The following is a 12,843-nucleotide window of genomic DNA, read 5'->3' on the forward strand; positions in this document are numbered from 1 at the left end:
TCCCCACTGCACTCACGCCTTCAACTCCCCCGCGCCAACGACAGCCTCCTGCGACTGCACCTGCAAAACCGCATCCCGCTTATCAAGCAGATGCTGCCGCAAGATCGCGCTGAGCTTCTTGCCATCCCGAGCCTCGAGCGCCTTCAGCATCTCATCGTGATCGTGAATCGCCCGATCCCACTTTGGCGTCTGATAATTCGACCGAAACCGCAGCGCCTGCAATCTCCGATTCACCGACACATAAGTCTGCCGGAGTGCTGAATTTCTCGCCGCTTCATTGATCTTGTCGTGTATCGCCTGATTGCGGCTGTAGTACCCGGGCAAATCATTTTGCGCACGGCACGCGAGCATCGCGTAATGCAGTGCCTTGATCTCCGCGAGTTCCGCGGCCGTCATCCGCTCGGCGGCCAGCTCGCCGGAAAACGCTTCGAGCCCGCTCATCAATTCGAAGGTCTCGCGCAGTTCGGCTTCGGTCATCTTCGACACCGACGCGCCACGGTTCGGCGAAATCTCTATCAGCCCTTCGGCGGCCAGCACCTTCAGCGCTTCGCGCAACGGCGTGCGCGAAATGCCCAACGTTTCGCACAGCTCACGCTCGTTCAGCTTCTTGCCGGGCTCCAGCACTCCTTCGACGATAAAGCGCCGAATGTGCTCCACCACCGTGTCATGCAGACGCTGACGCTCGACCTTCGGCATCAGCGGAGCCGCGGTAAGACCCGCTTCGATATCCGAATTTTGCATACAAAAATCCTCGACCACACATGATGTGGGATTTTAGCGGAACCACCACCATTAGTTAATCAGCGGGAATACGCGGGTAAACACCGGTCCGCGCGGCCGAATTTCAACTTGGGAGCGCCGAACTTCGTCTGATATAGTTTTTTGAATGCAAAATTCAATCGGAGGAGTTCAATGCTGAAGCTCGATTTCCATCCCGCCGGCCGTCACTTCCTGCAGATCCCCGGCCCGAGTCCGGTGCCCGATCGCATCCTCCGCGCGATGAGCTATCCGACCATCGACCACCGTGGCCCCGAGTTCGGCGAACTCGGCCTCACCGTGCTCGACGGCATCAAGAAGATCTTCAAGACTCAACAGCCGGTCGTGATCTATCCGGCGTCCGGCACCGGCGCATGGGAAGCAGCGCTGTCGAACACGTTGAGCCCCGGCGACCATGTGCTGATGTTCGAGACCGGCCACTTCGCGACGCTGTGGAAAAAGATGGCCGACAAGCTCGGTCTGAAAGCGGAATTCCTGGGGCTGCCAGGTATCGAAGGCTGGCGGCGCGGTGTGCAGCCGCAAATGATCGAGGAGCGCCTGCGCGCCGACACGCAGCATGCGATCAAGGCGGTCTGCGTCGTGCACAACGAAACCTCCACCGGCGTCACGTCCGATATCGCCGCGGTGCGCCGCGCGATCGATGCCGCTGGCCACCCGGCGCTGCTGCTGGTCGACACGATCTCGGGCCTCGCGTGCGCCGATTACCGTCACGACGAATGGGGCGTCGACGTGACCGTGTCGGGTTCGCAAAAGGGTTTGATGCTGCCGCCCGGCATCAGCTTCAACGCGATCTCGCCGAAAGCGCTGGCTGCCAGCCAACATGCGAAGCTACCGCGCAGTTTCTGGGACTGGGCGGAAATCGTCGAGATGAACAAAACCGGCTACTGGCCGTACACGCCGAACACGAATCTGCTGTACGGGCTGCACGAGGCGATCGAGATGATCCTCGGCGAAGGGCTCGACAACGTGTTCGCGCGTCACGAGCGGCTCGCCGAAGCGACGCGTCGCGCGGTGCGCGCGTGGGGCCTCGACATTCAATGCGCCGATCCCGCGGTCTATAGCCCGGTGCTGACCGGCGTGATGATGCCCGACGGCGTCGATGCCGACGCGGTGCGCAAGCTGATCTACGAGCGCTTCGACATGTCGCTCGGCACGGGCCTCGGCAAGATGAAAGGCCGCATGTTCCGCATCGGCCATCTCGGCGACTGCAACGACCTGATGCTGCTCGCGACGCTCGCCGGCTGCGAGATGGGTCTGCGGCTGGCCGGCGTGGCGCTGAAAGACAGCGGCATGTCGGCCGCCATGGAGTGGTTGAGCCAGGCACCCGCGATGCCGGGATTGAAGGCGGCGGCCTGAGCGCGCAAAGAAACGCGCCGGGCGTCGCTAGTTCATTCAGCACAGCACTTCAATATCTCGCAGCAGCCCGCAGCACCAGGGAACGCTTCCCTCATCGAACCGCGCATAGAACGTGGTCCTAAACAACATGCAATGCGTCCGCGCCGGCCGTCGCCGGCGCCGGGCGACGACGAGGCGCGTCACTTCAGCCGTGCCGTCGACACACGCCATGGAGAGAGACGATGAAGCGGTTTCGATTAACCAGTGCGACCAGTATCGTTCTAGTGATGCTCTGCATCATGTACTTCATCACCTATCTCGACCGCGTCAACGTCAGCACCGCGGCCGCCGGTTTCGGCAAGGAATTCAATCTCACGCACACGCAGGTCGGCCTCGTGTTCTCGGCCTTCGCGTATCCGTATCTGCTGTTTCAGGTGATCGGCGGTTGGGTCAGCGACCGCTTCGGCGCGAAGCGCACGCTGCTGTTGTGCGGCGCGATCTGGGGTCTCGCGACGATCTTCACCGGTCTCGCCGGCGGTCTCGTTTCGCTGCTCGTCGCGCGTCTCGTGCTCGGTTTCGGTGAAGGCGCGACGTTCCCGGCCGCGACCTCGGCGATGTCGCGCTGGGTCGCGAAAGAAAAGCGCGGCTTCGCGCAGGGCATCACGCACGCGGCGTCGCGAGTCGGCAATGCGGTCGCGCCCGCGTTGATCGTGCTGGTGATGGCGAACTGGGGCTGGCGCGAATCGTTCTTTATCTGCGGCGCGCTGAGTCTGTTGTGGGTCGTCGTGTGGGCGTTCACCTTCACCGAGCATCCGAAAGATCATCCGCGCATCACCGCCGAAGAACTCGCGATGCTGCCCGCGCCGAAGCCGAAGCTGACCGGCCTGCCATGGGGCAAGCTGTTTCGCCGGATGGCGCCGGTCACGATCGTCTACTTCTGCTACGGCTGGACGTTGTGGCTGTTTCTGAGCTGGATTCCGCTGTACTTCCTGCACAATCATCATCTGCAATTGCAGAAGTCGGCGATCTTCGCGTCGGTCGTGTTCTTCGCCGGCGTGCTCGGCGACACGCTCGGCGGCCTCGTCACCGATGCGATTTTCAAACGCACCGGCAGCCTGAAGCGCGCGCGCAGCTGGATGGTGTCGGTGTGCATGCTGTTCTGTCTGCTGTCGCTGATTCCGTTGATGTTCACGCACAACCTGTATCTGTCGATCGCATGTCTCGCGGGGGGCTTCTTCTTCGCTGAAATGACGATTGGCCCGATGTGGGCGATCCCGATGGACATCGCGCCGGATTTCTCCGGCACCGCGAGCGGAATGATGAACACCGGCTCGGCGCTGGCCGCGATCATCTCGCCGGTGGTCGGCGGTTTCCTGATCGACTATTCGGGCAACTGGGATTTGCCGTTCGTCGGCAGCATGCTGTTGATGGGGATCGGCGTGGTGCTCGCGTTCCGGATGCAGCCGGAAAGCCGCTTTGAACTGACTGCGTCGGATAAGGACAAGGGCAACGCGCACGTGTCGGCCCCGCTGGAGGTGTCGAAATGAATGCGTCGATCACGTCATCGCTGGGCCAGCGTCTGGCCGAGGCCCGCGCTAGCCGCGCGACGCTCGATACGTTGCCGCCCGCGCAGATTCCGGCCGATGCCGACGCGGCCTACGCGATCCAGCACGAGATTCTGCGCGCGTGCAACGACGCGTGTAACGCCCGCATCGGCGGCTGGAAGATCGGCGCGAAGTCCGCGAGCGGCCCGATTCAGGGCGCGCCGTTGCCCGCGAGCGATCTGCATCCGGGCGGCGCGCGAATCGCGCGTGACGGCTTCAAGCCGCTTGGCCTCGAACTCGAAGTCGCGTTCCGTTTCGCCCGGCGCTTCGAAGCGGCGAGTACGCCGTACAGCGACGACGAAGTGCTCGCGGCGATCGGTTCGATCGGCGCGACCATCGAGATTGTCGCGAGCCGCTACGCGGCGTGGCCCGACGTCGACAAACTCGCGCAACTCGCGGATCTGCAGAATCATGGCGCGCTGATCGTCGGCGAATTCACGCCGTATCGCGACGACTTTCCGTTCGTCGCGCCGTCGTTGCGTTTCAGCTTTGATGGACAAGACGTCGTCGAAACGGCGCCCGCGAATCCTGCCGGCGATCCGCGCAGGCTGCTGCCGTGGCTGGTCAATCACGCCACCTCGCGCGGTATTGCCGTGACGCCGGAAATGGTCGTGACCGCCGGTTCGTACACCGGAATGTTTTTCCCGCGCGACGCGGGCACGGCCAGCGGGCAGATCGAAGGGCTCGCGCCGGTCAGTGTGACGTTGTACTAACCACCCTGAGCCACCCCGAGCCGCGCAGTGCCGGCGGCTTCCGACAGGCCGACGATATGACGAATCCCACCTCCGGTTTGCTCGTCAAGCCGATCCATCTGGTGCCGTCCGCCGCGCGCATGACGAGCCCGCTCGCGCAGCAACTGCGCAAAGCGCTGCGCGGCGACGTGCTGTTCGATCTCGCGAGCCGTGGCCGGTACGCGACCGATGCGTCGATCTACCAGATCACGCCGATCGGTGTCGTGGTGCCGCGCGATCAGGACGATCTGCGCAGCGCGCTGGAAGTCGCCCGCAGCGAGAAAGTGCCGCTGCTCGCGCGCGGCGCGGGCACCAGTCAATGCGGGCAGACGGTCGGCGAAGCGCTGGTGATCGACACCAGCAAATGGCTGAACAACATCGTCGCGTTCGATGCCGATGCGCGCACGGTCACGGTTGAGCCCGGCGTCGTGCTCGATCATCTGAACGCATGGTTGAAGCCGCATGGACTGTGGTTTCCGGTCGACGTATCGACGGCCGCGCAATGCACGATCGGCGGGATGGCTGGCAACAACTCGTGCGGCTCGCGCTCGATCGAGTACGGCAACATGGTCCACAACGTCGACGCGATCGACGCGATTCTCGCCGACGGCAGCGAGGCGCGCTTCGCGTCGCTGCGCGAGCCGCCGCAAGGCGAGCGCCTGAAGCAGATCGTTGCGGGCGTCACGCGAATCGCGCAGCGCGAGCGCGACGAGATCGTCAGACAGGTGCCGAAGGTGCTGCGCCGCGTCGCCGGCTACAACCTCGATCTGTTCGACTGCCAGAATCCGCGCGCCTACACCGACGACGGCAGCGCGAACCTCGCGCATCTGCTGGTCGGCTCCGAAGGCACGCTTGCGTTCAGCCGGCAGATCACGCTGAAGCTCGCGCCGCTGCCCGCGCACAAGACACTCGGCGTGGTCAACTTCCCGACCTTCCGGCAAGCGATGGCGCTCACGCGGCACATCGTCGAACTGAAGCCGGTCGCGGTCGAACTGGTCGATCGCACGATGATCGATCTCGCGCTGAGCAATCCGGCGTTCCGGCCGGTGATCGAAAAGGCGCTGGTCGGCAAACCGCAAGCAATCCTGCTGCTCGAGTTCGCGGGCGAGGATCGCGACGCGCAACTGGTGTCGCTCAAACGGCTGACCGAACTGATGGGTGAACTCGGGTTGCCGGATTCGGTGGTCGAGATGCCCGACGCGAGCGCGCAAAAAGCGCTGTGGGAAGTGCGCAAAGCCGGGCTCAACATCATGATGAGCATGAAGGGCGACGGCAAGCCGGTGTCGTTCATCGAAGATTGCGCGGTGCCGCTCGAACATCTGGACGAATATACGAACCGGCTGACCGAGGTGTTTCATCGCCACGGCACCGAGGGCACGTGGTACGCGCATGCGAGCGTCGGCACGCTGCACGTGCGGCCGATTCTCGACATGCGCCGCGACGGCGCGATGAAGATGCGCGCCATCGCCGAAGAAGCGGCGGAGCTGGTGCGCGAGTACAAGGGCGCGTATTCGGGCGAGCATGGCGACGGTCTGTGCCGCGGCGAATGGGTCGCGTGGCAATACGGGCCGCGGCTGAACGAGGCGTTCGGCGAAATCAAGGCGTTGTTCGATCCGGACAATCGCTTCAATCCCGACAAGATCGTGCGGCCGCCGAAGATGGACGACGCGCGCAACTTCCGCTTTCCGCCCGGCTATCGCGAGCAGCGCATCGACACCGCGCTCGACTGGTCCGCGTGGAACGTCGAACGCGATCCGTTGAGCGGCGCGGAAAGCGCGCCGGGCACCGGCGGCGATCTGAGCGGCGGCCTCGCGAAAGCAGTCGAGATGTGCAACAACAACGGCCATTGCCGCAAGTTCGACGCGGGCACGATGTGCCCGAGCTATCGGGTGACGAAGGACGAGCAGCATCTGACGCGCGGCCGTGCGAATACGCTGCGGCTCGCGATTTCGGGGCAGCTTGGCGCGGGCGCTCTGGCGAGCGACGACGTGAAGGACACGCTCGATCTGTGCGTATCGTGCAAGGGCTGCAAGCGCGATTGCCCGACCGGCGTTGATATGGCGAAGTTCAAGATCGAGGCGCGGGCGGCGCGCGTCAAAACGCATGGAGTGCGCTTGCGCGACAGGCTGGTCGCGTTCATGCCGCGCTATGCGGGCGCGGCGAGCCGGATGCCGGCGCTGTTCGCGCTGGCGGACAACGTGCCGGTGTTATCGGCGTGGTTCAAGCGGTCGATGGGATTCGCGCAGCAGCGTAGTTTGCCGCGCTTCAGGAAAGCGTTTCTGGCCGATGCGTTGGCCGCCGCGAAGACAGAACGAAGCACGGTGCCACCCGACACGCAAACTACCGCACTCAAGGAAGTGCTGCTGTTCGTCGACACCTTCAACAACCACTTCGAACCCGACAACGCGCGCGCCGCGCAGCAGGTGCTCGAAGCCGCCGGCTACACCGTGCATTTCAACGCACGCGGCGGCGAACGGCCGGTGTGTTGCGGCCGCACGTTTCTCGCGGCCGGCATGGTCGATCACGCGAAGCAGGAAGCGCGACGCCTGCTCGATCTGTTCAAACCGTATGTCGAACGCGGGGTGCCGGTGGTCGGACTCGAACCGTCGTGTCTGCTGTCGTTGCGCGATGAATTTCTGCAATACGGTTTCGGCGACGAAGCGCGCCGGCTTTCTCAGCACGCGTTTCTGTTCGAGGAGTTTCTGGTGCGTGAGCAACAGGCCGGACGCTTGCAACTGGCGTTGAAACCGCTGCCGATGCAGCAAGCGCTCGTGCACGGACATTGCCATCAGAAAGCGTTCGACGCATTTACGCCGGTGCAGACCGTGCTGAAGTGGATTCCTCAGTTGAACGTAGCGACGGTCGAATCGTCGTGTTGCGGGATGGCCGGCAGCTTCGGCTACGAAGCCGAGCACTACGCGACTTCGCAGGCGATGGCCGAGTTGTCCCTGCTGCCCGCGGTGCGCAAGCTCGACGCCGGTACGTTGATGGTCGCCGACGGCACCAGTTGCCGGCACCAGATCCACGACGGAGCGGGCGTCGACGCGATCCATGTGGCGCGCGTGCTGGCGATGGCGTTGCAGTGACCAGCGCCGTTGCGTGCCGCGTTCTGGAGCGGCACGCGTGGCTCGCGCGAATCGCTCAATGGTGAGTATTTACAGGAGCGGAAATAGCAACCGGATTTACCAGCGGTGAGATTTTCCGGGAGCCGATTTTACCGGCGACCATAATCGCCAAGTTCTGGCGAGAAACGTAATGCTATGCGAGCGGGATTAATTTAGCCAAAGCGGCTTCAATACGATTTTTTATCGATAAATTTATTATTTTTATATGAGAGGATAAAACGCCAACTTCGATGTACGCCGAGTGGCGGCATGCGTGCCGACGCCGCGCCTGCATGCAAGGAACGACCGCCGTGAAGCTATTCTCCCGCCTGGGCATGACCGTGCTGCTAATTCACAGTCTGATTGCGCCGAATGCAGCCGCCCAATCCCAATTGAATTACACGACGTCGTGGATCGGTAATAGTTTCGGATTTGGCGACGGCAAATGGATGCAGCAGGATATTCAGGCCATTAGCGTCGGCGCCGACGGCACCGTTTATACCAATGCGCCGTGGGACGAAAGCGGCAGCGAAATCGCCGCGTACCGGGCCGGCGACAAACTCGCGGTGGCCGGCTCGACGCACGGCTGGGGCGCGGCCGGCGGCGACGCGGTCGCGGTCAATCGCAGCTACCTGTATGCGGCGATGTCGATCGGCAACGAGAACAACGCGCTGAGCGGCGCCGACTATCCGCCGGCCAACCAGACCTGGTACGGCATCACGCGCCGCACGCTGGCCAATCCGGCGAACGGCGCGCCGTTCAGCGGCGGCATCGGCAACAGCGCGAACGCGACGAAGAACAGCTTCGTCGCGGTGCAGACCGTGGCGGCCGGCACCGACGCGGGCATTCGCGGCCTGGCCGCCACCGACACCGAACTCTACGTGGCGGACACCTACGGTAATCGCATCGTCGTCTACGACGCGCAGTCGATGACGCCGCTGCGTTCGTGGAGCGTGAATTCGCCGGGCCGCATCGCGATCGATACGGATGCAACGCTGTGGATCATCAGCGGCGTCGCGTCCGGCAACCTCGGCATCCTGCACTACGCGGCCGACGGCAGCGCGCTCGCCGGACCGCTCACGCTGCCCGCGGGCACGGTACCGGCCGACCTCGCGGTGACGCCGTCCGGACAACTGCTGGTCGCCGATAACGGCGTATCGCAGCAGATTCTGGTGTTCAACAGGAATGCGAATGGCCAGTTGCAGGCCGGCACTTCGCTCGGCACGCGCAACGGCCTGTTCCACGCGGTGCGCGGCGTGACGGGCGACGTGCGCTTTAACGGCATCACCGGCATCGGCGTCGATCAGGCCGGCAATCTGTACGTCGCGCAGAACGGCGAAGGGCCGCGCGGGATCGGTTCGGCATCGGTCGGGCAGGGCGCGGTGCTGGAGAGCTACGTGTACGGCACGCGCGTGCTCAACTGGCGGCTGTACGGCCTCACGTTCGTCGATAGCGCCGCGTTCGATCCGGCCTCGCCGGCCTCCGTCTATACCGGCTCGAAACGCTTCACGCTCGACTACAACCAGCCGGCCGGCCACGAATGGTCGTATGCGGCGTTCACGCTAGACCGCTTCAACTATCCGGACGACCCCACGTTTCACCAGCCGCGCGGCGTACGCGGCGAACCGATGGTGCGCCGCTTCAACGGCCAGCGCTTTCTGTACACGCTCGATCCGGGCGCGCACTACCTGAACGTCTATCGCTTCGACAGCGCGCAAGGCGAGATCGCGATTCCGTCCGGGCTACTCGCGCAAAATCCGCTGCCGGGCGCATGGCCGGCAGCGCAGCCGACCTACGGCGAATGGCTGTGGCGCGCCAGCAATAGCAACGGCACGGTCGATGCGAGCGAGATCAGCAGCAATCCGTCGACCGGAGCAACCGTCGGCAACGGTTTCTGGTGGGTCGACGAACCGGGCAACGTATGGCTCGCGACGCCGTTGAGCGGCATCCGCGAGATGCCGTTGCAGGGCCTCGATTCAGTTGGCAATCCGATCTATACGTACGCGAGTTCGAAGATGTTCGCGATGCCGGCGCCGTTCACACGGCTCGCGCGACTGGTCTACGTGGCGGCGACCGACACCATGTACCTGTCCGGCTTCACCAGCGCGATTCCATGGGACGCGACGCACTGGAAGGAGGCGGGTCCGGTGCTCGCGCGCTACGACAACTGGAGCACCGGCACACCGACCCAGGGGTACGCGATCGCGCTGCCGTGGAATACGCAAAGCGATCCGCAAACCACGACCGTCGGCGTCGCGGTCGCGGGCAACTACATCTTCGTCGCCGAGCTGTACACCAACAAAATCGACGTCTACGACGCGCGCAACGGCAGTGCGGTCGGCTACATGACGCCGGGCGCGAGCGTCGGCGGCACCAGCGGCTGGGTCGACGTGTATCTCGGCATCAGCGCGGTGCAGCGCGATAACGGCGAGTACGTGGTGCTGGTCGAGGACGACGCGCGCGCGAAGATCCTGATGTATCGCTGGACCCCGTGATCGATGAGCATCGAAGGCGTCTCGAATGCGCGCCGGGGCGATTGGACGGCGGCGCGCGATCGGTATATAACAACGTGACACGGTGGTTGCACCGATGCATTCACAGGAGCGATGTTCGCTATGACGCAAGACGTTTCCCCCAAGCCGCCCTCCGGCGATCGCCCGGAAATCGAACAACTCGACGCAGCGCTCAGTCACGTCAATCAACAGGTGTCGTCGGGCGGGATTGCATCGGGCGCTGCGAAGGGCATTGTGTACAGCCTGATCGAAACACTCGGCGCGCTGGTCGGCGATCCCGATCTGCCGGAACACGCGCGCTCGGGTTACGAAGGACTGCTGGAGGCCGCGCGCGAGTTGCGCGCGAAACTGGACCACTGATACGCGGGTCCGCGGCGGCGCGCTCCTCGCGCCGCTTGTGATACAAAAGCGCACTGTGTAACTCACTGTGCGCTTTTTTTCATGCTCTCCGCGACTCAGATTGCGTTGCTGGCCGCCGGCGTCGGCGTCGTGCTGGTGACACCCGGCCCGACCAACACGCTGCTCGCGTCGGCCGGTTTGCGCTACGGTTTGCGGCGCGCGCTGCCGCTGATCGGCGCCGAACTGACCGGCTACCTGATCGCGATTTCCGCGTGGGGACGTTTCTTCGCGCGGGTCGCCGATGCGTGGCCGTGGTTGCCGTCGCTGCTGCGGATCGCGGCGGCGTTGTATATCGCGTGGCTCGCGGTCCAGATGTGGCGCGCGGCGGTTGCGCTGCCCGGTTCGACCCAGCGCGCCGGCAATCTGCGCACGCTGTTCGTCGCAACGCTGCTCAATCCGAAAGCGCTGCTGTTCGGCGGCACGATTTTCCCGGCCGTCGCGTTCATGGAGTGGCCCGCGTATCTGTTCTCGATGCTGATTTTCGTGGCTCTCGCGGCGCCGATCGCGTTCGGGTGGATCGCGTTCGGCGCGGCGCTCGGCAGCGGCCGGCTCGGCTGGCTGGAGCCGTCGAAGGTGCAACGCGGTGCGTCGATCGTGCTGGGAGTGTTTTCGCTGTCGCTCGCGTGGGCGGCGTTGCACTGAAAATCACGCGCCCAGCGCGACCGCCTCCCCATTCGTTGCCGCCAGCAACTGATGAATCTGTGCGACCACGGCCGCGCCTTCCCCCACCGCCGCGGCGACCCGCTTGGTCGAGCCGGCGCGTGCATCGCCGATCGCGTATACGCCTTCGACGGTGGTCGCCAGATCGCAGGCCGTCGCCGAGCCGACCGCGCCGATGCCGGTCAGCACGAAGCCCTTCGGGTCGAGCTGCACGCCGCAGGTGCGCAGCCATTCGGTGTTCGGATCCGCGCCGGTAAACAAGAACAGGTGGCGCGTGTCGAAGTGATCGACGCCATCGGGCAGCGGCTGTTTCAACGCGACCGACGCGAGGCCATCCGCGTCGGCATCGAGCCGGCCGATCTCCGAATGCGGATGCACGAACACGTTAGGCAGCGAGCGGATGCGGTCGATCAGATAACGCGACATCGTCGCCTCGAAACCGCTGCGGCGGATCAGAACGTGGACCTTGGCCGCGTGCGTCGCCAGATAGACGATCGCCTGGCCGGCCGAATTGCCGCCGCCCACCAGCACGACATCCTGGCGTTTGCACAGCTTCGCTTCGACCGGCGATGCCCAGTAGTAGACGCCGCGGCCATCGAAGCGCTCGAGCCCGTCGAGCGCCGGGCGCCGGTACACCGCGCCGCTCGCGATCACGATCGCGCGCGCGGAGATATGGCCGCCGCATTTCAGTTCGAGCCGGTACGGCGACTGCGCGCATTGCAGCGACTTCACGTGGACCGGAATCGCGACGTGCGCGCCGAATTTCTGCGCCTGCACGAACGCGCGGCCGGCCAGCGCCTGGCCGGAGATGCCGGTCGGAAAGCCGAGGTAGTTTTCGATCCGCGAGCTGGCGCCCGCCTGGCCGCCGGGCGCGCGGCTGTCGAGCACGATCACCGATAGACCTTCGGACGCCGCATACACCGCGGCGGCGAGGCCGGCCGGTCCCGCGCCGACGATCGCGACGTCGTACACATAGGCGTCGTCGAGATCGGGCAGCAGGCCGAGGCTGGTCGCGAGTTCCGGCATGCTCGGATGACGCAGCACCGAGCCGTCCGGGCAGACGACGAGCGGCATGTCCTCGGGCTGCGCGCCGAATTGCTGGATCAGCCGCAGCGCGTCGGCGTCGCGTTCGTCGATCACCGAATGCGGATGGCCGTTGCGCGACAGGAAGCCTTGCAGCATCACGAGCCGCGCGTCGAAGCTGTTGCCGATCAGGATCGGGCCGCCCGCGCCTTTTTCGATCAGCGACACGCGCCGCAGAATCAGCGCGCGCATGATGCGCTCGCCGAGTTCGGCTTCGGCGACGATCAGCGCGCGCAGCCGGTCGGGCGGAATCAGCAGCGCCTGGACCGCGCCGATCGCCATCCCGTTGACGAGCGCCGGGCGTCCGGACAACTGCCCGACTTCGGCCAGAAAATGGCCGGCGCCGTGTTCGCCGATCAACACCTCGCGGCCGATGCCGTCGCGCTGATAGACCTTCACGCGGCCTTCGAGCAGCACGAACATGCCGGGCCCGGTGTGGCCGGTCTCGAACAGCAGCTCGCCGGAGCGCCAGTGCCCGATCTCGCCGAAGCGGCGCAGCCGGTCGATTTCCGCGCAGGTGAGCGCGGGAAACATCTGATGCATGCGCGTCGATAGCGACGAAAACGGCGCGTCGGCGACGACTCCCTGCTGTCCTTCCACTTCTTGAGTCGAAACGTCCTGAGTCGAAAGCATTGAA

At 64.7% G+C, this 12,843-nt stretch carries 9 protein-coding genes; 7 read left to right on the top strand and 2 right to left on the bottom strand.

Annotated elements, in window-relative coordinates; genetic code table 11:
- Positions 1 to 12 precede the first annotated feature (12 nt).
- On the bottom strand, positions 13 to 741 hold the full coding sequence (locus LJ656_RS14690) for a GntR family transcriptional regulator (protein ID WP_230510135.1): 729 nt from the start codon (positions 739 to 741) through the stop codon (positions 13 to 15).
- Between the two features lie 171 nt (positions 742 to 912).
- Here LJ656_RS14690 and LJ656_RS14695 point away from each other — a divergent pair, with 171 nt between their 5' ends.
- From LJ656_RS14695 to LJ656_RS14725, 7 genes are all read left to right on the top strand, one after another.
- Positions 913 to 2,133 carry a pyridoxal-phosphate-dependent aminotransferase family protein gene (locus LJ656_RS14695; protein ID WP_230510136.1) on the top strand — a complete coding sequence of 407 codons (1,221 nt, stop codon included), beginning with the start codon at positions 913 to 915 and terminating at the stop codon, positions 2,131 to 2,133.
- 221 nt (positions 2,134 to 2,354) lie between these two features.
- A complete protein-coding gene (locus tag LJ656_RS14700; protein ID WP_230510137.1) occupies positions 2,355 to 3,659 on the top strand; it encodes an MFS transporter in 1,305 nt (434 codons plus the stop codon).
- On the top strand, positions 3,656 to 4,429 hold the full coding sequence (locus LJ656_RS14705) for a 2-keto-4-pentenoate hydratase (protein ID WP_230510138.1): 774 nt from the start codon (positions 3,656 to 3,658) through the stop codon (positions 4,427 to 4,429). Before LJ656_RS14700 ends, LJ656_RS14705 begins: the two co-directional genes overlap by 4 nt.
- A gap of 56 nt (positions 4,430 to 4,485) precedes the next feature.
- Complete coding sequence (locus tag LJ656_RS14710; RefSeq protein WP_230510139.1) at positions 4,486 to 7,533, top strand: FAD-binding and (Fe-S)-binding domain-containing protein; 3,048 nt, start codon at positions 4,486 to 4,488, stop codon at positions 7,531 to 7,533.
- Positions 7,534 to 7,862: 329 nt separating this feature from the next.
- Positions 7,863 to 10,046: an NHL repeat-containing protein gene (locus LJ656_RS14715; RefSeq protein ID WP_230510140.1), complete on the top strand. Its 2,184-nt coding sequence runs from the start codon at positions 7,863 to 7,865 to the stop codon at positions 10,044 to 10,046.
- A 120-nt stretch (positions 10,047 to 10,166) separates the two neighbouring features.
- Positions 10,167 to 10,424 carry a hypothetical protein gene (locus tag LJ656_RS14720; RefSeq protein ID WP_075304827.1) on the top strand — a complete coding sequence of 86 codons (258 nt, stop codon included), beginning with the start codon at positions 10,167 to 10,169 and terminating at the stop codon, positions 10,422 to 10,424.
- Between the two features lie 81 nt (positions 10,425 to 10,505).
- Entirely contained in the window at positions 10,506 to 11,105 is a 600-nt protein-coding gene (locus tag LJ656_RS14725; RefSeq protein WP_230510141.1) for a LysE family translocator, read from the top strand.
- A gap of 3 nt (positions 11,106 to 11,108) precedes the next feature.
- On the opposite strand, the gene LJ656_RS14730 is transcribed toward LJ656_RS14725, so the two are convergent.
- Positions 11,109 to 12,839, bottom strand: a complete 1,731-nt coding sequence (locus LJ656_RS14730) for an FAD-dependent oxidoreductase (RefSeq protein ID WP_230510142.1) — start codon at positions 12,837 to 12,839, stop codon at positions 11,109 to 11,111.
- Between the last annotated feature and the right edge of the window lie 4 nt (positions 12,840 to 12,843).

It is taken from the genome of Paraburkholderia sejongensis, from assembly GCF_020880815.1.
In the GTDB taxonomy this organism is placed as follows: Bacteria; Pseudomonadota; Gammaproteobacteria; order Burkholderiales; family Burkholderiaceae; genus Paraburkholderia; species Paraburkholderia sejongensis.

Excerpts from the sequence above, each read along its gene's own strand:
- LJ656_RS14690 (WP_230510135.1), bottom strand. The coding sequence starts at position 741 with ATGCAAAATTCGGATATCGAAGCGGGTCTTACCGCGGCTCCGCTGATG.
- LJ656_RS14705 (WP_230510138.1), top strand. The coding sequence starts at position 3,656 with ATGAATGCGTCGATCACGTCATCGCTGGGCCAGCGTCTGGCCGAGGCC.
- LJ656_RS14710 (WP_230510139.1), top strand. The coding sequence starts at position 4,486 with ATGACGAATCCCACCTCCGGTTTGCTCGTCAAGCCGATCCATCTGGTG.
- LJ656_RS14720 (WP_075304827.1), top strand. The coding sequence starts at position 10,167 with ATGACGCAAGACGTTTCCCCCAAGCCGCCCTCCGGCGATCGCCCGGAA.
- LJ656_RS14700 (WP_230510137.1), top strand. The coding sequence starts at position 2,355 with ATGAAGCGGTTTCGATTAACCAGTGCGACCAGTATCGTTCTAGTGATG.
- LJ656_RS14730 (WP_230510142.1), bottom strand. The coding sequence starts at position 12,839 with ATGCTTTCGACTCAGGACGTTTCGACTCAAGAAGTGGAAGGACAGCAG.
- LJ656_RS14695 (WP_230510136.1), top strand. The coding sequence starts at position 913 with ATGCTGAAGCTCGATTTCCATCCCGCCGGCCGTCACTTCCTGCAGATC.
- LJ656_RS14725 (WP_230510141.1), top strand. The coding sequence starts at position 10,506 with ATGCTCTCCGCGACTCAGATTGCGTTGCTGGCCGCCGGCGTCGGCGTC.